The sequence below is a fragment of the Pseudomonas sp. Arb-4-2C genome, assembly GCF_055755015.1.
This window is the reverse complement of record NZ_CM146899.1, coordinates 4,077,695-4,096,873: the sequence shown is the minus strand read 5'-3', so window position 1 is coordinate 4,096,873 and position 19,179 is coordinate 4,077,695. Positions and strand designations below refer to the sequence as shown.

Annotated in this window: 18 protein-coding genes; 16 read left to right on the top strand and 2 right to left on the bottom strand. The window is 62.2% G+C overall.

The window, feature by feature from the left end:
• Positions 1 to 114 precede the first annotated feature (114 nt).
• The 4 genes from AC0J41_RS18480 to AC0J41_RS18465 all read left to right on the top strand — a co-directional run bounded on the left by AC0J41_RS18480 (position 115) and on the right by AC0J41_RS18465 (position 3,283).
• A complete protein-coding gene (locus AC0J41_RS18480) occupies positions 115 to 774 on the top strand; it encodes a transglutaminase-like domain-containing protein (protein WP_025112991.1) in 660 nt (219 codons plus the stop codon).
• A 43-nt stretch (positions 775 to 817) separates the two neighbouring features.
• Positions 818 to 1,441 carry a glutathione S-transferase family protein gene (locus AC0J41_RS18475; RefSeq protein WP_473013264.1) on the top strand — a complete coding sequence of 208 codons (624 nt, stop codon included), beginning with the start codon at positions 818 to 820 and terminating at the stop codon, positions 1,439 to 1,441.
• A gap of 133 nt (positions 1,442 to 1,574) precedes the next feature.
• Complete coding sequence (locus tag AC0J41_RS18470) at positions 1,575 to 2,507, top strand: ABC transporter ATP-binding protein (RefSeq protein ID WP_473013263.1); 933 nt, start codon at positions 1,575 to 1,577, stop codon at positions 2,505 to 2,507.
• Positions 2,504 to 3,283: an ABC transporter permease gene (locus tag AC0J41_RS18465; protein WP_025112994.1), complete on the top strand. Its 780-nt coding sequence runs from the start codon at positions 2,504 to 2,506 to the stop codon at positions 3,281 to 3,283. The genes AC0J41_RS18470 and AC0J41_RS18465 overlap by 4 nt, the downstream gene beginning before the upstream one ends.
• A gap of 140 nt (positions 3,284 to 3,423) precedes the next feature.
• Here the strand turns inward: AC0J41_RS18465 and AC0J41_RS18460 are convergent, their stop codons facing one another.
• Complete coding sequence (locus AC0J41_RS18460; RefSeq protein WP_025112995.1) at positions 3,424 to 3,942, bottom strand: DUF2062 domain-containing protein; 519 nt, start codon at positions 3,940 to 3,942, stop codon at positions 3,424 to 3,426.
• A gap of 135 nt (positions 3,943 to 4,077) precedes the next feature.
• On the opposite strand from AC0J41_RS18460, the gene AC0J41_RS18455 reads away from it, so the two are divergent.
• The 12 genes from AC0J41_RS18455 (at position 4,078) to AC0J41_RS18400 (ending at position 15,515) form a co-directional block, all read left to right on the top strand.
• Positions 4,078 to 6,312: a DNA internalization-related competence protein ComEC/Rec2 gene (locus tag AC0J41_RS18455; RefSeq protein WP_473013262.1), complete on the top strand. Its 2,235-nt coding sequence runs from the start codon at positions 4,078 to 4,080 to the stop codon at positions 6,310 to 6,312.
• Between the two features lie 101 nt (positions 6,313 to 6,413).
• On the top strand, positions 6,414 to 7,049 hold the full coding sequence (locus AC0J41_RS18450; protein ID WP_025112997.1) for a MotA/TolQ/ExbB proton channel family protein: 636 nt from the start codon (positions 6,414 to 6,416) through the stop codon (positions 7,047 to 7,049).
• Positions 7,046 to 7,474 (top strand): ExbD/TolR family protein, encoded by a 429-nt coding sequence (locus AC0J41_RS18445; RefSeq protein ID WP_025112998.1) that lies wholly within the window; start codon positions 7,046 to 7,048, stop codon positions 7,472 to 7,474. The genes AC0J41_RS18450 and AC0J41_RS18445 overlap by 4 nt, the downstream gene beginning before the upstream one ends.
• The gene (lpxK, locus tag AC0J41_RS18440; protein WP_473013261.1) at positions 7,474 to 8,484 is read left to right on the top strand and encodes a tetraacyldisaccharide 4'-kinase; all 1,011 of its coding nucleotides are present in this window, start codon (positions 7,474 to 7,476) and stop codon (positions 8,482 to 8,484) included. Before AC0J41_RS18445 ends, lpxK begins: the two co-directional genes overlap by 1 nt.
• A gap of 21 nt (positions 8,485 to 8,505) precedes the next feature.
• Positions 8,506 to 8,691, top strand: coding sequence for a Trm112 family protein (locus AC0J41_RS18435; RefSeq protein ID WP_003174668.1), 186 nt, complete (start codon positions 8,506 to 8,508; stop codon positions 8,689 to 8,691).
• Positions 8,688 to 9,452, top strand: a complete 765-nt coding sequence (gene kdsB, locus AC0J41_RS18430; protein WP_025113000.1) for a 3-deoxy-manno-octulosonate cytidylyltransferase — start codon at positions 8,688 to 8,690, stop codon at positions 9,450 to 9,452. The genes AC0J41_RS18435 and kdsB overlap by 4 nt, the downstream gene beginning before the upstream one ends.
• Positions 9,452 to 9,916 (top strand): low molecular weight protein-tyrosine-phosphatase, encoded by a 465-nt coding sequence (locus AC0J41_RS18425; RefSeq protein ID WP_473013260.1) that lies wholly within the window; start codon positions 9,452 to 9,454, stop codon positions 9,914 to 9,916. Before kdsB ends, AC0J41_RS18425 begins: the two co-directional genes overlap by 1 nt.
• Complete coding sequence (gene murB, locus AC0J41_RS18420) at positions 9,913 to 10,932, top strand: UDP-N-acetylmuramate dehydrogenase (protein WP_473013259.1); 1,020 nt, start codon at positions 9,913 to 9,915, stop codon at positions 10,930 to 10,932. Before AC0J41_RS18425 ends, murB begins: the two co-directional genes overlap by 4 nt.
• A gap of 221 nt (positions 10,933 to 11,153) precedes the next feature.
• Positions 11,154 to 11,624: a (2Fe-2S)-binding protein gene (locus AC0J41_RS18415; protein WP_025113003.1), complete on the top strand. Its 471-nt coding sequence runs from the start codon at positions 11,154 to 11,156 to the stop codon at positions 11,622 to 11,624.
• Entirely contained in the window at positions 11,621 to 13,942 is a 2,322-nt protein-coding gene (locus AC0J41_RS18410; protein ID WP_473013258.1) for a xanthine dehydrogenase family protein molybdopterin-binding subunit, read from the top strand. The genes AC0J41_RS18415 and AC0J41_RS18410 overlap by 4 nt, the downstream gene beginning before the upstream one ends.
• Entirely contained in the window at positions 13,942 to 14,922 is a 981-nt protein-coding gene (locus AC0J41_RS18405; RefSeq protein ID WP_473013257.1) for an XdhC family protein, read from the top strand. The genes AC0J41_RS18410 and AC0J41_RS18405 overlap by 1 nt, the downstream gene beginning before the upstream one ends.
• The gene (locus AC0J41_RS18400) at positions 14,919 to 15,515 is read left to right on the top strand and encodes a nucleotidyltransferase family protein (protein ID WP_473013256.1); all 597 of its coding nucleotides are present in this window, start codon (positions 14,919 to 14,921) and stop codon (positions 15,513 to 15,515) included. The genes AC0J41_RS18405 and AC0J41_RS18400 overlap by 4 nt, the downstream gene beginning before the upstream one ends.
• 175 nt (positions 15,516 to 15,690) lie before the next feature.
• Here the strand turns inward: AC0J41_RS18400 and rne are convergent, their stop codons facing one another.
• Positions 15,691 to 18,924, bottom strand: a complete 3,234-nt coding sequence (gene rne, locus AC0J41_RS18395) for a ribonuclease E (protein ID WP_473013255.1) — start codon at positions 18,922 to 18,924, stop codon at positions 15,691 to 15,693.
• Positions 18,925 to 19,179 lie beyond the last annotated feature (255 nt).

Below are 19,179 nucleotides of genomic sequence, written 5' to 3'. Positions count from 1 at the left end.
CCGTGGGAAATCGTTCGCTATTCCCGCGTCTTTGCGTGCATGTTTGGCCGAAACGTCGTTATCTCTGTGCTTGAGCTGTCGCTAGACTCGGGGCTCACCCAGGAGAAAATCGTCATGCGCGAGTATCTGAGTCCCGGCCGCTTCATCGATAGTGACCACCCGGCGGTGGTGGAGTTCGCCGAACAGCACCGTGGGGTCAGCCGCGACCCGCTCGCGCAGGCGATCAGTCTTTATTACGCCGTGCGCGAAGCGGTGCGCTACAACCCGTATACCTTCAGCCTCGACCCGCAAACCCTGTGTGGCAGCTACGCCTTGGCAACCGGGGAGAGCTATTGCGTGCCCAAGGCCACGTTGCTGGCCGGGTGCGCGCGGCATTGCGGCATTCCCGCGCGAATCGGTCTGGCTGATGTCAGGAATCACCTGTCGACCCCGCGTCTGCTGCAATTGCTGCGCAGTGACGTGTTCGCCATGCACGGCTACACCGAGCTGTTCCTTAACGATCGCTGGGTCAAGGCCACGCCGGCCTTCAACCAGCAACTGTGCGAATTGTTCAACGTCGCGCCGCTGGAGTTCGATGGGATCAACGACAGCGTTTTCCACCCGTACAACCGCGATGGCGCGCATTTGATGGAGTATCTGGTTGATCACGGGCAGTTCAGCGATGTGCCGGAAACCTTCTTCTTCGAACACCTGGAAAAGTGCTACCCGCATCTGTTCGGCGAACAACAGGCCAAGACCCTGGGCGATATGCAGAGTGATTTGAGCCGTGTCTGATCCGGCGTATGCTGCTCGCCCACGCATTTGAAAAGAGGCGGTCATGCTGAAGATCTGGGGACGGAAAAATTCATCGAATGTCAGGAAGCCACTGTGGGCCGCCGAGGAACTTGGCCTGGCCTACGAGGCGATTGATGCCGGTGGCGCCTTCGGGGTGGTTGATACGCCTGAATATCGGGCGATGAATCCGAACGGCCGAGTGCCGGTGATCGAAGATGACGGTTTCGTGCTGTGGGAATCCAACGCCATCGTGCGTTACCTGCTGGCCAGGCATGCGCCGAACAGCGCGTGGTACCCGGCAGATCCACAAGTCCGGGCGATCGCTGACAAATGGATGGACTGGACCACCTCGAGTTTCGCCGGGCCGTTCCGCACCGTGTTCTGGGGCGTGCTGCGTACGCCGGCAGACCAGCAGGACTGGCCGGCAATCAACGCTGCGATCAAAGAGTGCACGGCGCTGTTGGCCATGGCCGATCAAGCCCTTGCCGGCCAGCCGTATTTGTCCGGAAACGAAATCGGCATGGGCGATATCCCCCTCGGCAGTTTCATTTATGCCTGGTTCGAGATGCCGATCGAGCGCGCCTCGCAGCCGCACCTGGAGGCCTGGTACGCACGTTTGAAGCAGCGTGCGGCCTATCAGAAAGCGGTCATGACCGCGTTGACTTGATAATAACTATCGACACACTTGACTGTACTTGTGTGGCGGCGGCAAGCACCATTGCGCTCATGCGCCGTGGTTGTTTTGTTCGCCGCCCGGCCTGACCTTTCCTTTTCTTCCTTTCTTGGTGCGTAAATCAGATATGAGTTCCGCTCTGTCCATCCGGCAGCTAACCAAAACCTACGGCAACGGGTTCCAGGCCTTGAGTGGTATCGATCTGGACGTTGCCGAGGGTGACTTCTTCGCCTTGCTCGGCCCCAACGGTGCCGGCAAATCCACGACCATCGGCATTCTTTCGACCCTGGTCAACAAGACCAGTGGCACGGTGAATATCTTCGGCCATGACCTGGACAAGAACCCGGCGGCGCTCAAGCGCTCGATCGGCGTCGTGCCTCAGGAATTCAACTTCAACCAGTTCGAAAAAACCTTCGACATCGTCGTGACCCAGGCGGGTTACTACGGCATCCCGGCGAAGATCGCCAAGGAGCGCGCCGAGCAGTACCTGACCCAGCTCGGCTTGTGGGACAAGCGCGACGTGCCGTCGCGGTCGCTGTCCGGCGGCATGAAGCGGCGCCTGATGATTGCCCGCGCGCTGGTGCATGAGCCGCGCCTGTTGATCCTCGATGAACCGACCGCCGGGGTCGACATCGAACTGCGTCGCTCGATGTGGACGTTCCTCACCGAGCTGAACCAGAAAGGCATCACCATCATCCTCACCACGCACTATCTGGAAGAGGCTGAGCAGTTGTGCCGCAACATCGGCATCATCGACCATGGCACCATCGTCGAGAACACCAGCATGAAACAACTGCTGGGCCAACTGCACGTCGAAACCTTCCTGCTGGACCTGAAAAACGACTTGAACGCCGCGCCGCAATTGCTCGGCTATCCGGCTCGCTTGCTCGACAGCCATACCCTGGAAGTCCAGGTCGACAAATCCATGGGCATCACCGCGCTGTTCACCCAGTTGGCGCAGCAGCAAATCGAAGTGCTGAGCCTGCGCAACAAAACCAATCGCCTCGAGGAGCTGTTCGTGTCCCTGGTGGAGAAAAATCTGTCGAAGGTGGCGGTATGAGTTCCGAGTTCCGGCCCAACCTGGTCGCCCTCAATACCATCGTTTACCGCGAAGTCCGGCGCTTTACCCGGATCTGGCCGCAGACCCTGCTGCCGCCGGCGATCACCATGGTTCTGTATTTCGTGATCTTCGGTAACCTGATCGGCCGACAGATCGGCGACATGGGTGGCTTCACCTATATGGAGTACATCGTGCCGGGGCTGATCATGATGTCGGTGATCACCAACTCCTACGGCAACGTGGTGTCGAGCTTCTTCGGCAGCAAGTTCCAGCGCTCCATCGAAGAGCTGATGGTTTCGCCGGTGTCACCGCACACGATCCTGATCGGTTACACCATCGGCGGCGTGCTGCGCGGCTTGATGGTCGGGGTCATCGTGACCATTTTGTCGCTGTTCTTCACGCACCTGCAGGTACACCATCTCGGCGTGACCTTGCTGGTGGTGATTCTGACCGCGACGATCTTCTCGCTGCTGGGCTTCATCAACGCGGTGTTTGCGCGCAACTTCGATGATATTTCGATCATCCCGACGTTTGTGCTGACGCCGCTGACCTACCTCGGTGGGGTGTTCTACTCGATTACCTTGCTGCCGCCGTTCTGGCAGACCGTGTCGCTGGCCAACCCGGTGCTGCACATGGTCAACGCATTCCGTTACGGCATTCTTGGCGTGTCGGATATCAAGATCGGCATCGCGATCACCTTCATGCTGGTGGCGACTGTCGTGCTGTATCTCGGTTGTGCGCGGTTGCTGGTGAGCGGGCGTGGGATGCGGACCTGATTCCAGACCGCATTACTGCCATCGCGAGCAGGCTCACTCCTGCATTGGAATGCGTTCCTCTGCAGGAGTGAGCCTGCTCGCGATGGGACCCATCCAGACACCCCAATAAAACGGCCTCCCTTGCGGAGGCCGTTTTGCATTCATGCCTTGCGGTTTTTCTTGCGCCGCGCCCATTGCCGGGCCACCCACCAGCGCCAGTACAGCATCACCGCAAAGTAGGCGAGGGCGCCAAGGACCAGGCCACACACCACCGACCCCAGCAAAAACGGTTGCCACAACGTCGACAGTTCGCCGCTGATCCATTCCCAGGTCAACGAGTCGGGCAAGGTGCGGGCGGGCACGTCCATCAACCAGGCCCCGGCCTGATACGTGCAGAAAAACACCGCCGGCATGGTGATCGGGTTGGTCAGCCACACCAGGCTCACGGCAATCGGCATGTTGCCGCGCACGGTAATCGCCAGTGCGGCCGCCACCAGCATTTGCGCCGGAATCGGCAGGAACGCGGCGAACAAGCCAACGGCCATCGCCCGGGCCACCGAGTGACGATTGAGGTGCCAGAGGTTCGGGTCATGCAGCAACTTGCCGAGAAAGCGTAAGGATTTGTGTTCCCTGATGCTCGTCGGATCGGGCATGTAACGTTTGAATAAGCGCCGGGGCATAAGGCTTCTCGGTCGGTTAAGGCGTCAAGTATGTCTGGATTCTACGAAGCGCCCATTCAGACTTTGTGACAATTGTTGACGGCGAGCAGGCTTCGCACCGGCTACGCCTAAGGAGTAACTCTCAAGGACGGGCGTATGCGCACAGGGATGATGGCGCTGGCAGCCGGTCTGCTGGTGGTGGTTTTTTTACCGGTTTTACCGCCGGTCGGGTTGCTGATGTTGTTGCCCGTGGTGGGGCTGATGTTGCTGCCGTTTCGCAGCTATCCGTTGGCATTTTTTCTGTTCGGTTTCACTTGGGCCTGTGTCAGCGCGCAGTGGGCGCTGAATGATCGGTTGCCGCAACCGCTCGATGGCGAAACACGCTGGATCGAAGGGCGGGTGGTGGGGTTGCCACAGTCCGGCGACGGTGTGGTGCGTTTCGAGTTGGCCGAGGCCCGCTCGCGGCGCGAGACGCTGCCGTCGTTGATGCGTCTGGCGTGGTACGCCGGGCCGCCGGTCAACAGCGGCGAGCGCTGGCGTCTGGCGGTGAAGCTCAAGCGCCCCGGCGGTTTGCTCAATCCTGACGTCTTCGATTACGAGGCCTGGCTGCTGGCGCAACGCATCGGCGCAACCGGTACGATCAAGGATGGTGAGCGCCTTGCCGAGGCCAGTGGGGCGTGGCGCGACAGCATTCGTCAACGCTTGCTTGAGGTAGACGCTCAGGGGCGGGCCGGTGCATTGGCGGCGCTGGTGCTCGGCGACGGTTCCGGGCTCAGCCGCGAGGATTGGCAGATCCTGCAGGACACCGGCACCGTGCATTTGCTGGTGATTTCCGGCCAGCACATCGGATTGCTGGCGGCGGTGATGTATCTGCTGGTCGCGGGGCTCGCGCGTTATGGGGTGTGGCCGCTGCGCTGGCCATGGCTGCCCTGGGCCTGTGGTCTGGCGTTTGCGGCGGCATTGGGTTACGGACTGCTGGCCGGGTTTGAGGTGCCGGTGCAACGGGCCTGTGTGATGGTCGGCCTGGTATTGCTGTGGCGTCTGCGTTTTCGCCATCTCGGCACGTGGTGGCCGCTGTTGCTGGCATTCAATGCGGTGCTGTTGCTTGATCCGTTGGCCAGCCTGCGCCCGGGTTTCTGGTTATCTTTTGCGGCGGTGGCGGTGCTGATCTTCACTTTCGGCAGCCGCCTCGGCGCGTGGCGCTGGTGGCAGACCTGGACCCGCGCACAATGGCTGATTGCGATCGGCCTGTGCCCGGTGTTGCTGGCGCTGAACCTGCCGATCAGCCTCAGCGGGCCGTTGGCAAACTTGCTGGCGGTGCCGTGGGTCAGTTTCGTCGTGTTGCCGCCAGCACTGCTCGGTACTGCGCTGCTGCCGGTGCCCTATGTCGGCGAAGGCCTGTTGTGGCTGGCGGGCGGTCTGATTGATGCGCTGTTTCGCGGCCTGGCGCTGATTGCCGGGCAATGGCCAGCGTGGATTCCAGCCGCGGTATCGTGGTGGGTCTGGGCGCTGGGCAGCCTCGGCGCGCTGTTGTTGCTGTTGCCGCGCGGGGTGCCGATGCGGCCGCTGGGCTGGCCGTTGCTCTTGATGCTGGTGGTGCCGCCGCGTGAGCGTTTGCCCGAGGGCGTGGCCGATATCTGGCAGCTTGATGTCGGCCAAGGCCTGGCGATTCTGATCCGCACCCGTCATCACGCCGTGCTGTACGACGCCGGGCCGCGTTTCGGCGATTTCGATATCGGTGAACGAGTGGTGTTGCCGGCACTGCGCAAGCTTGGCGTCGAACATCTGGACATGATGTTGCTTAGCCATGCCGATGCCGATCATGCCGGCGGCGCTTTGGCGGTGGCGCGCCGGTTGCCGGTCATTCAGGTGATCAGTGGCGATCCGCCGGGCTTGCCTGTCGAACTGAACGCCGCTGCGTGCGACAGTGGCCGGCAATGGCAATGGGACGGCGTGCGCTTTCAGCTTTGGCAATGGTCGGCCGCCCACGACAGCAACCAACGTTCCTGTGTGTTGCAGATCGAGGCCAATGGCGAACGTCTGCTGCTCACTGGCGATATTGATGCCCACGCCGAACGCGTCCTGCTCGACAGCCCGTTGGCGGTTCCCACGCAATGGCTGCAGGCACCGCATCATGGCAGCCGCAGTTCGTCGTCCATGGCGTTGCTCAAAACCCTGCAACCTGAGGCGGTGCTGATCTCCCGGGGGCAGGGCAATTCGTTCGGCCACCCGCATCCCACCGTGCTCGCGCGTTATCGCAAGCAGCGGCTGCGCGTTTACGACAGCGCCGAACATGGCGCCATTCATCTGCAACTGGGGACCTTCAGCGCGCCACGGACGATGCGTCAGCAGCGGCGTTTCTGGCGCGACCCGCCCGCGTTGCCCCGTTGATCGGCGCAGGCACGCTTGCGGCATCACGGTCGTCGGGGCAGCGGGTCTTAATCGCGAACCGGTATGGTAAAGTGGCGCACTTTTTCGAGGGGACTGTCACTGTGTGGGAATTGGTCAAATCCGGCGGCTGGATGATGTTGCCGATCATTCTGAGTTCCATCGCGGCCATGGCGATTGTCGCCGAGCGCCTGTGGACCCTGCGCGCCAGTCGCGTCACCCCCGAGCATCTGCTGGGCCAGGTCTGGGTCTGGATCAAGGACAAGCAGCTCAACAAAGAGAAACTCAAGGAATTGCGCGCCAATTCGCCGCTGGGTGAAATCCTCGCGGCGGGCCTGGCCAACTCCAAGCATGGTCGCGAGATCATGAAGGAATGCATCGAAGAAGCCGCCGCGCGGGTGATCCACGAGCTCGAGCGCTACGTCAACGCGCTGGGCACCATCGCCGCCATGTCGCCGTTGCTGGGCCTGCTCGGTACGGTACTGGGCATGATCGATATTTTCAGTGCTTTCACCGGTTCCGGCATGACCACTAACGCTTCGGTATTGGCCGGTGGTATTTCCAAGGCACTGATCACCACGGCGGCGGGCCTGATGGTGGGTATTCCGTCGGTGTTCTTCCACCGTTTCCTGCAACGCCGCATCGATGAACTGGTGGTGGGCATGGAGCAGGAAGCGATCAAACTGGTCGAAGTGGTGCAGGGCGACCGTGACGTCGATCTGGCCGGGGAAAAAGCGTGAAATTCCGTCGCAAACCTCGGGAAACGATAGACATCAACCTCGCGTCGTTGATTGACGTGGTGTTCATCCTGCTGCTGTTTTTCGTGGTGACCACCACCTTCACTCGCGAGACCCAGTTGCGCGTCGATCTGCCGGAATCGGTCAGCGGTTCGCCCGCCGAAGACCAGCAGCTCAAGCAGCTGGATGTCGCGATCAGCGCCGAAGGTGTGTTTTCGGTGAACAACAGGATTCTGCCGAAGAACGATCTGGCGACGCTGATGGAAGCCATGCAGAAAGAAGCCAACGGTGACACCAACATGCCGTTGTCGATCAGCGCCGATGGCAAGACTCAGCACCAATCGGTGATCACTGCCATGGACGCGGCCGGCAAGCTCGGTTTCAGCCATCTGCGCATGACCACGGTCGAGGCGGCGCCCAAATCCTGATGAGCCTGTCCGATCGTTTGCTCGCCGCGTGGTATCAGGGGCACCCGGCCCTGACGCTGCTGCGGCCGCTGGAAATGCTCTACCGCCGTGTGGTGGTCAACAAGCGCCAGCGCTTTCTCGACGGCGAAGGCCAGATCTATCAGCCGCCGGTGCCGCTGATCGTGGTCGGCAACATCACCGTCGGCGGCACCGGCAAGACGCCGATGATTCTGTGGTTGATCGAGCACTGCCGGCGCAGCGGCTTGCGCGTTGGTGTGGTCAGCCGTGGCTACGGTGCCAAACCGCCGCAATGGCCGTGGCGGGTCGAGGCCGATCAAGGCGCCGACATCGCTGGCGACGAGCCGCTACTGATCGTGCAGCGCACCGGCGTGCCGTTGGTGATCGATCCTGATCGCAGCGCCGCCGTCAGAGCCTTGCTTGCCAGTGAACCGCTGGACCTGATCCTCTCCGACGATGGTATGCAGCATTACCGTCTGGCCCGGGATCTGGAACTGGTGCTGATCGATGCCGCCCGTGGCCTCGGTAACAAACGCTGCCTGCCTGCCGGGCCATTGCGCGAGCCCATCGAGCGCCTGCAAAGCGTCGACGGTGTGCTGTTCAACGGCGCCACGGCAGACCGCGATGACGGCTTCGCATTTCGCTTGCAACCGACCGCGCTGGTCAACCTGCGCAGCGGCGAGCGCAAGTCGCTCGATCATTTTGCGCCTGGTCAAGCTGTGCACGCGGTCGCCGGGATCGGCAATCCGCAACGTTTCTTCAAGACCCTCGAAGCGCTAGACTGGCGGGCAATCCCCCATGCGTTTGCCGACCACGCCGAATACAGCGTGCAGGCGTTGAATTTCACACCGTCATTGCCATTGGTGATGACCGAAAAGGACGCGGTGAAGTGCCGTGCCTTTGCTGCTGACGACTGGTGGTATCTGGCGGTCAACGCCGTGCCGTCACCGGCCTTCGTGGCCTGGTTCGACACCCAGTTGATGCGCCTGTTGCCTGATCGTCTTTTGCCTTAACTCTTTATCCAGGGAATGTTCATGGACACCAAATTGCTCGACATCCTCGCGTGCCCGATCTGCAAAGGCCCGCTCAAGCTCAGCGCCGACAAGACCGAACTGATCAGCAAGGGCGCAGGTCTGGCCTATCCGATCCGCGACGGCATCCCGGTGATGCTCGAAAGCGAAGCGCGCACCCTGACCACCGACGAGCGTCTGGATAAATGACCACTGCCTTCACCGTTGTCATCCCGTCGCGCTACGCCTCGACCCGCCTGCCGGGCAAACCGCTGCTGGACATCGCCGGCAAGCCGATGATCCAGCACGTCTGGGAGCAGGCGCGCAAAAGCAGCGCCAGCCGTGTGGTGGTGGCGACTGACGATGCGCGCATTGTCGAGGCGTGCAAGGGTTTCGGCGCTGAAGTGGTGCTGACCCGTGAAGACCATAATTCCGGGACTGATCGTCTGGCCGAAGTTGCGGCGAAACTGGGTCTTGCGCCTGACGCGATCGTAGTCAACGTGCAAGGCGATGAGCCGTTGATCCCGCCGAGCGTGATCGATCAGGTCGCTGCCAACCTTGCGGCCCACACCGAAGCGCGCATGGCCACACTGGCCGAGCCGATCGAAGACGTGGAGACCCTGTTCAACCCGAACGTGGTCAAGGTCGTCAGCGACCTCAACGGTCTGGCACTGACTTTCAGCCGTGCGACCTTGCCATGGGCGCGCGATGCCTTCGCCAAGAGCCGCGAGCAATTGCCTGAAGGCGTGCCGTACCGTCGTCACATCGGCATTTATGCCTATCGCGCCGGGTTCCTCCAGGACTTCGTGAGCTGGGGCCCGTGCTGGCTGGAAAACACCGAATCCCTCGAACAACTGCGTGCCCTGTGGCACGGGGTGCGGATTCATGTGGCTGACGCGTTGATCGCGCCGCCGACCGGCGTCGATACCGTTGAAGACCTCGAGCGCGTTCGTCGCCTGCTGGGGGCCTGATGCGCGTTCTGTTCGTGTGCCTGGGCAACATCTGCCGTTCGCCCACCGCTGAGGGCGTGTTGCGTCACAAGCTGCGCGAAGCCGGGCTGGCGGATCAGGTTGAAGTGGGCTCGGCCGGTACCGGTGACTGGCACGTCGGCAACCCGCCGGACAAGCGCAGCCAGGCGGCGGCCAAAGTGCGTGGTTATGACCTGTCGGCGCAACGCGCGCAGCAGGTCAGCCGCGCCGATTTCGCCAGTTACGACCTGATTCTGGCCATGGACAACAGCAACCTGCGCAACCTCAAGGCGTTGCAGCCGTCCACCGGCAAGGCCGAACTGGACCTGTTCCTGCGTCGTTATGCCGGTGTGGTCGATGAAGTGCCGGATCCGTATTACGACGGCGATCAGGGCTTCGAGCAGGTGCTGGATCTGATTGAGGCAGCCTGCGACCAACTGTTGATCGAAGTGAAGGGCCGGTTATGAGTTTGCAGTTGCAACCCCAGGTTTCGCTGAAACCGTTCAACAGTTTTGGCGTGGACGTTCGCGCGCAGTTGTTTGCCGAGGCCCACAGCGACGCCGATGTACGTGAAGCGCTGGCCTATGCGACTGCCCATGACGTGCCGCTGTTGGTGATCGGTGGTGGCAGCAACCTGCTGCTGACCGCTGATATCCCGGCGCTGGTGCTGCGCATGGCCACCCGCGGCATTCGGCTGATCAGCGATGACGGTAATCGCGTGGTAATCGAGGCCGAAGCTGGCGAGCCATGGCATCCGTTTGTGCAGCACACGCTGGCGCAGGGCCTGTCGGGTCTGGAAAACCTCAGCCTGATTCCCGGTACTGTGGGCGCTGCGCCAATGCAGAACATCGGTGCGTACGGCGTCGAGATCAAGGATGTGTTCGCCGGCCTCACCGCGCTGGATCGCCAGACGGGCGAGCTGCGCGACTTCAGCCTGGATGAATGCAACTTCGCCTACCGTGACAGCCTGTTCAAGCAGCAGCCGGGGCGTTGGTTGATCCTGCGTGTGCGCTTCAGGCTCGATCGCGTCGCGCATCTGCATCTGGAGTACGGCCCGGTGCGTCAGCGCCTGACTGAACAGGGCATCGAGCAACCAACGCCAAGCGATGTCAGCCGTGCGATCTGCAGCATTCGCAGCGAAAAACTGCCGGACCCGGCAGTGCTCGGCAACGCCGGCAGCTTCTTCAAGAACCCGCTGGTACCGGCGGCGCTGGTAGCGAAGATCAAGACGCAGCACCCGGATCTGGTGGCTTATGCGCAACCGGACGGGCAGATGAAACTGGCCGCCGGCTGGTTGATCGAGCGGGCGGGGTGGAAGGGTTTCCGCGAGGCCGATGCCGGCGTGCATAAGTTGCAGGCGCTGGTGCTGGTCAACTACGGCGCGGCCACCGGCCTGCAGTTGCTGGAACTGGCGCAACGCATCCAGAAAGATATTGCCGAACGTTTCAATGTCGAACTGGAAATGGAGCCCAACCGCTATTGAAGCAGTTTCGAGCTTTGAGCTTTGAGCTTCGAGCTGCAGGCTACAATTCCAGATCGTGAGTGAGCGACTGCTTTTGCTTGAAGCTTGTAGCTAGAAGCTTGCAACTGAAAAGCCCTGTCTCAGCAGGGCTTTTTTGCCTGAGTCGATCTGTGTGAACCCTCGCCAGTCTCTGGCGGCAGATTGCTCGACCCCATAACCACCAAGAATATGCGGGCGTACCCATGATTACCCTGAAACTCAACGGCCAGGACCATCAACTGGACGTCACCGAAGACATGCCGCTGTTGTGGGCTATTCGTGATGTCGCCGGTTACAACGGCACCAAATTCGGCTGCGGCATGGGCCTGTGCGGCGCCTGCACCATTCATATCGACGGCTTGCCCGCCCGCAGTTGCATCACCCCGATCGGCTCGGTGATCGGGCAGAGCGTCAGCACCATCGACAACCTGCACGCAGACCCGGTTGGTCAGGTGGTACAGCAGGCCTGGCTCGACAGCGCCGTGGCGCAGTGCGGGTTCTGTCAGGGCGGGCAGATCATGTCTGCCACCGCGTTGCTCAAGACCAACCCCAATCCGAGCGACGAGCAGATTGAAGAGGCGATGGTCGGCAACATTTGCCGTTGCGGCACCTACAACCGGATCAAGACCGCGATCCGCCAGGCCTCCACTCACTTGAAGGAGGCCAAGGCATGAGCCGCTTGCCGAATGATTTCGCCCTGAGCAATCTCAGCCGTCGCGGCTTTCTCAAAGGCGTCGGTGCCACCGGTGCGTTGGTACTGGCCGCGAGTTGGGGCTGGCAGGACGCATTGGCCGAAGACGCACCGAAGAAGTTCGGCGCCGACGGCATGCCCAACGGCTGGATCGACGATCCGAAGGTCTACGTCAGCATTGCAGCGGATGGCACGGTCACCGTGGTCTGCAACCGTTCGGAAATGGGTCAGGGTGTGCGCACCAGTTTGACCATGGTGGTCGCCGATGAACTGGACGCCGATTGGGCCAAAGTCAAAGTGCAGCAGGCGCCGGGCGATGAAGTACGGTTCGGCAACCAGGACACCGACGGTTCGCGCAGCATGCGCCACTGGTATGAACCGATGCGCCGTTGCGGCGCAGCGGCCCGGACCATGCTCGAACAGGCCGCCGCCGCGCAGTGGCAAGTGCCGGCCGGCGAGTGCCGTGCGCAGTTGCACAAGGTCATTCACCAACCGTCCGGCCGCGAACTGGGTTATGGCGAACTCGCCGCCGCCGCCAGTGCGCTGGCGGTGCCGGCACGTGACAGCCTGCGCCTCAAGCAGCCGTCGGAATTCCGCTACATCGGCAAGGAAGGCACCAAGGCCATCGACGGTGCCGACATCGTCAACGGTCGCGCGGTGTACGGCGCCGACGTGCATTTTGACGGCATGCTGTACGCCACCATCGCCCGTCCGGCGGTGTACGGCGGCAAGATCAAGTCGCTGGATGACAGCGCGGCGCTGAAAGTCCCCGGCGTGCTTAAAGTGCTGCAGATCGAAAGCCGCCCGCTGCCTTCGGAGTTCCAGCCGCTGGGTGGTGTGGCGGTGGTGGCCAGTAATACCTGGGCAGCGATCAAGGGCCGCGCAGCGCTGAAAATCGAATGGGATGACGGGCCCAATGCCAGCTACGATTCGATTGCCTATCGTCAGGAGCTGGAAGCTGCGTCGCGCAAGCCCGGCAAAGTTGTGCGCAACACCGGCGATATCGACAAGGCCCTGAGCGGAGCCGCCAGCAGCCTCGAAGCGTCCTACTATTTGCCGCATCTGGCCCAGGCGCCGATGGAGCCGATGGTTGCCATCGCCCGCTACAACAATGGCGTGTGTGAGGCCTGGGCGCCGAGTCAGGCGCCGCAAGTGACTCGCGAGCGCATCGCCGAGCGCCTGGGACTGCCGTTCGATAACGTCACCTTCAACGTCACGCTGCTGGGTGGCGGTTTCGGCCGCAAATCGAAACCGGATTTCGTCGTCGAAGCGGCAATCCTCGCCAAGGAGTTCCCGGGCAAAGCGGTGCGGGTGCAATGGACGCGCGAAGACGACATCCACAACTCGTATTTCCACACCGTGTCCGCCGAGTACCTGAAGGCCGCTGTCGGCAAGGACGGCATGCCGTCCGGCTGGCTGCACCGCACGGTGGCACCGAGCATTACCGCGCTGTTCGCCCCGGGCATGAACCATGAGGCGGCATTCGAGCTGGGCATGGGCTTCACCAACATGGCCTACGCGATACCCAACGTGCGCCTGGAAAACCCCGAAGCCACGGTGCACACCCGGGTCGGCTGGTATCGCTCGGTGTCGAACATCCCCCATGGCTTCGCGATCCAGAGCTTCGTCGATGAACTGGCGCACAAGGCCGGTGTGGATCCGCTGAAGTATCAGATCAGGTTGCTCGGCCCCGATCGGCAGATCGACCCGCGCACGCTGAGCGAGGAGTGGAACTACGGCGAGTCCCCCGAGCGTTATCCGATCGACACCGGGCGTATGCGCACGGTGCTGGAAACTGCGGCCAAGGCTGCCGGTTGGGGCCGCAAACTGCCTAAGGGCCGAGGACTGGGGCTGGCGGTGCACTACAGCTTCGTCACCTACGTCGCAGCGGTGATCGAAGTCGAGGTCAAGGACGACGGCACGCTGATCGTGCACAAGGCTGACATCGCTGTCGATTGCGGGCCGCAGATCAACCCCGAGCGCATTCGCTCGCAGTTCGAAGGCGCCTGCGTGATGGGCCTGGGTAACGCGGTGCTGGGTGAAATCAGCTTCAAGGATGGCAAGGTCCAGCAGGACAACTTCCATATGTACGAAGTGGCGCGCATGTCGTTGGCGCCCAAGGATGTCGCCGTGCATCTGGTGACGCCGCCGGGCGACGTGCCGTTGGGCGGCGTTGGTGAGCCGGGCGTGCCGCCGATTGCCCCGGCACTGTGCAACGCGATCTTCGCCGCCACCGGCCAGCGTATCCGCAACTTGCCGGTGCGTTATCAGTTGCAGGGCTGGCAGAAGGCGCAAGCGTAATGGACAGCGCTGATCTCAACGTTCTGCGCAGCGTGCTCGAATGGCGCCGCGCCGGGCAGCGGGTGGTGCTGTTCAGCGTGGTGCAGACCTGGGGCACCGCGCCCCGGGCGCCGGGGGCAATGCTCGCGTTGCGCGAGGATGGCGTGGTGATCGGTTCGGTGTCGGGCGGCTGCGTCGAGGATGACTTGATCGCCCGCCTGCACGACGGGCGCATCGCGAGCGACGGGCTACCGGTGCAACTGATCACCTACGGTGTCACCCGGGAGGAGGCCGCGCGGTTCGGCTTGCCCTGTGGCGGCACGTTGCGCCTGACTGAAGAGCGGGTCGCTGATCCGGCGTGGGTGGCCGAGTTGCTCGCGCGTTGTGAAGCGCATGAGATTGTTGCTCGCGAGCTGAACATCGAGACCGGTGAGGTGCTGCTGTCGGCGGCGAGCAAATCCGATGTCCTGGCATTCGACGGCAAGACCTTGCGCGCCATTTATGGCCCGCGCTGGCGTCTGCTGTTGATCGGCGCAGGGCAGTTGTCGCGTTACGTGGCGGACATGGCGCGGCTGCTGGATTTCGAAGTGCTGATCTGCGATCCGCGCACCGAATTCGTCTACGGTTGGGAGGAGCACCACGGTCGTTTTGTCCCGGGCATGCCGGATGAGGCGGTGTTGAGTATTCAGACAGATGAGCGCACGGCCATCGTCGCGCTGACCCACGATCCTCGTCTGGACGACATGGCGTTGCTCACCGCGCTCGATTCGCCGGCCTTCTATGTCGGGGCGCTCGGTTCGCGGGTCAACAGCCAGAAGCGCCGGGACAATCTGGCTCAGCTAGGCTTTTCACCAGAGGCGATCAACCGCTTGCACGGGCCGATTGGCTTGCACATCGGCAGTCATTCACCGGCGGAGATTGCCCTGTCATTGTTGGCGGAAATCGTCGCGATCAAAAACGGCGTCGAGTTGAAACAGAAGAAAGCCGCGGAGGGTGCATGAGTCGATCCATCGCAGTAATTGTGCTGGCGGCGGGCGAGGGCAGTCGCTTTCGCCAGGTTGCCGGTGCCGATAAAGACAAGCTGCTGGCCGATTGCACCGGGCGCGATGGCGCGGTGCGTTCGGTGATCGAGCAGGTATTGGTGAATCTGCCAGCCGGTCTCGGCAAGCGGGTGTTGGTGACCACCGAGGCGCGACCGCAGGCAATGCGCATGGCGCAGGCTTATGGCTGTGACGTGGTCTCGATTGAATCGACCGGGATGGGTGACAGCATTGCTGCGGGCGTCGCTGCCTGCCCCGAGGCGGATGGCTGGTTGATTGTGCTGGGGGACATGCCGTTTATCTTGCCATCGAGTATTGAGCGGGTAGTGGCGGCGATTGCCGAGGACACCGTGAGCGTGCCAGTGCAGGAGGGTGAGTTTGGGCATCCGGTGGGGTTTGGGCGTTCGTTCGGGCCGGGGTTGCAGGCGTTGAGCGGTGATCGCGGTGCCAGGCCGTTATTCAAGCAGGGGCGAGTGGTGGAAGTGACGGTGGATGATCCCGGGGTGTTGTGGGATATCGATGTACCCGAAGCGTTGGCCTTCACCCAAGCCTGAGCCCTGCTCAGATCTCCCTGTAGGAGTGAGCCTGCTCGCGATAGCGGTGTGTCAGTGGATACACATTTATCCGAACCACCGCTATCGCGAGCAGGCTCGCTCCTACAGGGGATAGTGGAGGTATAAAAAAGCCCCGCCTGATTGCTCAGGCGGGGCTTTTTATTGGCTTTCGGAATCAGACGAGCGGTTTAGGCTCGTGTTCTTTTTCCTCGGCCTCTTGGCGATGCTCGACCGCGTCTTGAACGGAGCGCGGTGCTTCGGCGATCACCGACTCAACCACGGCTTCTTCAGTAACGGAAGCAGCAGCAACTTCGACCACTTCAACTGCCGGAGCAGCAGCGGCAGCCAGTTCGGCTTCCTTCTGCAGACGCTCTTCTTCACGCTTGCGACGACGCACTTCACGTGGATCGTTTGGCGCGCGGCCGCTTGGCGTCAGAGCGCTGACCGGAGCCGGTGCCTCAACTACCGGCGCTGGCACTTCGGCAACGACGGGTGCTTCGACAGCCGGTGCTTCAACCGCAGGCGTCTCAACCACTGGCGCTGGAGCTGGTTCGGCAGCAGCAACCACTGGCTCGGAGACCATTGCCTGCACAACTTCAGCTTCAGCCACAGGAGCTGGTGCTTCGGTCACTGCCGGTTCGGCAACCCAGTTGAAAGCGGTCTGCTCTTCGCGAACTTCACGGACGGTTTCGGTCACGGTTTCAGCGACGGTTTCAACAACCGGCTCGGCAATCACGACTGGCGCTGGTTCTACCTGAGGCAGGGTTTCTTGAACCGGGGCCACTTCGACTTCCGGAGCAGCAACCACTTCTACCGGAGTACTGGCTTCAACAACCGGCGCTTCCACTGGAGCGGTTTCCTGAACGGCAGCAGTGGCGCGTTCAGCTTGCTCGTGCGCTTGTGCTTCGGCAGGAGCGCTGATCACGCTGCTGGCAACAGCGGCGGTCACGGCCAGGCCGGCAGCCAGTTCGGCAGTGCTTGGGCCTTCAGCGTTTTCGCCGGACTCGGATTCTTCCGAACCTTCGATCACGTTGCCGTTGGCATCACGCTGACGCTCGCGACGGTTGCTGCGACGACGCTGACCACGGGAGCGACGACGTGGACGATCGCCTTCGGCGTTGTCCTGACCGTCTTCCGGCAGTTGCTCTTCGTTGCTGATCACTTCTTCTTCAGCGACGGCAGCGGCGGCTTGTTCGGCGCGCGGTTGACGCTCTTCACGCGGCGGACGCGGTGCGCGCTCTTCGCGTGGCTGACGAGCCGGACGCTCTTCGGCAACTACCGCGGCAACGGCAGCGGCTGGAGCGGCCGGGGTAGCATCCAGTGGCTCGCGCAGTTCACGTACACGCTCTTCGCGCTCGCCACGTGGCTTGCGGTCTTCGCGTGGCGCACGAGGTGCGCGTTCTTCACGCGGGGCGCGTGGTGCGCGCTCTTCGCGGGCGACTGGCGCTTCGGTGCGGGCTTCGCGTGGCTCGCGGACTTCACGGGCCTCACGTGGCTGACGCTCTTCACGCGGCTCGCGTGGGGCGCGTTCTTCACGCGGTGCACGCTCTTCGCGCGGTTTGCGTTCTTCATCGCGGCGACCGTTACGGTTGCGGCTCTGCTGACGACCGTTGCGACGCTCTTCATTACGGGCCGGACGTTCGGTGGCCGGTTTTTCAACCACGACCGGAGCGGCTGGCTCTTCTTTGGTAGCGAACAGGCTGACCAGCGATTTCACCAGACCTTTGAACAGGCTTGGCTCTGGCGCGGCCACTGGAGCCGGTGCCGGAGCAGCAGGCGCGGCCGCTTCGGTCGGAACCGGAGCGTTGGCGCGAGCAGGAGCAGTCTTGACCGCAGCTTCCTGGCGAACCAGGGTGCGGGTCGCAGCGGCTGGCTGGACTTCTTCGACTTCGGCAGCGGCCGCAGCGATTTCGTAGCTGGACTGGTTGGTCGCGGCTTCCGGGCTGTCGTCACGCAGGCGCTGGACTTCGAAGTGCGGAGTTTCGAGGTGATCGTTCGGCAGAATGACGATACGGGCACGGGTGCGCAGTTCGATCTTGGTGATCGAGTTGCGTTTTTCGTTGAGCAGGAACGCAGCGACCGGGATCGGCACCTGGGCGCGCACTTCGGCAGTGCGGTCTTTCAGGGCTTCTTCTTCGATCAGGCGCAGGATCGCCAGCGACAGCGATTCAACGTCACGGATGATGCCGGTACCGTTGCAACGCGGGCAGACGATGCCGCTGCTTTCGCCCAGCGATGGACGCAGGCGCTGACGGGACATTTCCAGCAGGCCGAAGCGCGAGATGCGGCCGATCTGCACGCGGGCGCGGTCGGCTTCCAGGCATTCGCGGACTTTCTCTTCCACGGCGCGCTGGTTCTTGGCAGGCGTCATGTCGATGAAGTCGATGACGATCAGGCCGCCGATGTCGCGCAGGCGCAACTGACGGGCGATTTCTTCAGCGGCTTCAAGGTTGGTCTGCAGGGCGGTTTCTTCGATGTCGCTGCCTTTGGTGGCGCGCGCCGAGTTGATGTCGATGGACACCAGGGCTTCGGTCGGATCGATGACGATGGAGCCACCGGAAGGCAGTTCAACGACGCGCTGGAAAGCGGTCTCGATCTGGCTTTCGATCTGGAAACGGTTGAACAGCGGAACGCTGTCTTCGTACAGCTTGATCTTGCTGGCGTACTGCGGCATCACCTGGCGAATGAAGGTCAGGGCTTCGTCCTGGGCTTCAACGCTGTCGATCAGCACTTCGCCGATGTCCTGGCGCAGGTAGTCGCGGATGGCGCGGATGATCACGTTGCTTTCCTGGTAGATCAGGAATGGCGCGGAGCGATCCAGCGAGGCTTCTTTGATGGCGGTCCACAGTTGCAGCAGGTAGTCGAGGTCCCACTGCATTTCTTCGCTGCTGCGGCCCAGGCCTGCAGTGCGCACGATCAGACCCATGTCGGCCGGTGCAACCAGGCCGTTCAGCGCTTCACGCAGTTCATTGCGCTCTTCGCCTTCGATGCGACGGGAAATGCCGCCGGCACGCGGGTTGTTCGGCATCAGCACAAGGTAACGACCGGCCAGGCTGATGAAGGTGGTCAGGGCAGCGCCCTTGTTGCCACGTTCTTCTTTTTCGACCTGAACGATGACTTCCTGGCCTTCGCTCAGGACGTCCTTGATGTTGACGCGGCCTTCAGGAGCTTTCTTGAAGTATTCGCGGGAGATTTCTTTGAGGGGCAGGAAGCCGTGGCGCTCGGAGCCGAAATCGACAAAGGCAGCCTCAAGGCTTGGTTCGATGCGAGTGATACGGCCTTTGTAGATGTTGGCCTTCTTCTGCTCGCGTGCACCGGATTCGATGTCCAGGTCGTAGAGGCGTTGGCCATCTACCAGTGCAACACGCAACTCTTCGGGTTGAGTTGCGTTAATCAGCATTCTTTTCATGTAGTACCGTCGGTTTCCGGGCTGCCGGAAACGGCGTTCGGCACACACGACTTCTCACGGTCGGTGTCAGGTGCGTCGGGAGTGGTTGGCCATTCCCGTGTCCAGCGATGTCAGGCCAATTGGGCCGATATCGCGACGTACGCGTCCTGCTTGCTGTGGCTACTTAAGCACTCAGTCAGGAGGAGGAATCAACCAGCGGCTGTGGACGAGATGAAGCGTCTTGATAAAGCCTATTGCTACACAGTCCAGCGGTTG

What these genes read in the sequence shown, in the direction of transcription:
- AC0J41_RS18480 (WP_025112991.1), top strand. Translation starts at nt 115, where the DNA reads ATGCGCGAGTATCTGAGTCCCGGCCGCTTCATCGATAGTGACCACCCG.
- AC0J41_RS18475 (WP_473013264.1), top strand. Translation starts at nt 818, where the DNA reads ATGCTGAAGATCTGGGGACGGAAAAATTCATCGAATGTCAGGAAGCCA.
- AC0J41_RS18470 (WP_473013263.1), top strand. Translation starts at nt 1,575, where the DNA reads ATGAGTTCCGCTCTGTCCATCCGGCAGCTAACCAAAACCTACGGCAAC.
- AC0J41_RS18465 (WP_025112994.1), top strand. Translation starts at nt 2,504, where the DNA reads ATGAGTTCCGAGTTCCGGCCCAACCTGGTCGCCCTCAATACCATCGTT.
- AC0J41_RS18460 (WP_025112995.1), bottom strand. Translation starts at nt 3,942, where the DNA reads ATGCCCCGGCGCTTATTCAAACGTTACATGCCCGATCCGACGAGCATC.
- AC0J41_RS18455 (WP_473013262.1), top strand. Translation starts at nt 4,078, where the DNA reads ATGCGCACAGGGATGATGGCGCTGGCAGCCGGTCTGCTGGTGGTGGTT.
- lpxK (WP_473013261.1), top strand. Translation starts at nt 7,474, where the DNA reads ATGAGCCTGTCCGATCGTTTGCTCGCCGCGTGGTATCAGGGGCACCCG.
- AC0J41_RS18435 (WP_003174668.1), top strand. Translation starts at nt 8,506, where the DNA reads ATGGACACCAAATTGCTCGACATCCTCGCGTGCCCGATCTGCAAAGGC.
- kdsB (WP_025113000.1), top strand. Translation starts at nt 8,688, where the DNA reads ATGACCACTGCCTTCACCGTTGTCATCCCGTCGCGCTACGCCTCGACC.
- AC0J41_RS18425 (WP_473013260.1), top strand. Translation starts at nt 9,452, where the DNA reads ATGCGCGTTCTGTTCGTGTGCCTGGGCAACATCTGCCGTTCGCCCACC.
- murB (WP_473013259.1), top strand. Translation starts at nt 9,913, where the DNA reads ATGAGTTTGCAGTTGCAACCCCAGGTTTCGCTGAAACCGTTCAACAGT.
- AC0J41_RS18415 (WP_025113003.1), top strand. Translation starts at nt 11,154, where the DNA reads ATGATTACCCTGAAACTCAACGGCCAGGACCATCAACTGGACGTCACC.
- AC0J41_RS18410 (WP_473013258.1), top strand. Translation starts at nt 11,621, where the DNA reads ATGAGCCGCTTGCCGAATGATTTCGCCCTGAGCAATCTCAGCCGTCGC.
- AC0J41_RS18405 (WP_473013257.1), top strand. Translation starts at nt 13,942, where the DNA reads ATGGACAGCGCTGATCTCAACGTTCTGCGCAGCGTGCTCGAATGGCGC.
- AC0J41_RS18400 (WP_473013256.1), top strand. Translation starts at nt 14,919, where the DNA reads ATGAGTCGATCCATCGCAGTAATTGTGCTGGCGGCGGGCGAGGGCAGT.
- rne (WP_473013255.1), bottom strand. Translation starts at nt 18,924, where the DNA reads ATGAAAAGAATGCTGATTAACGCAACTCAACCCGAAGAGTTGCGTGTT.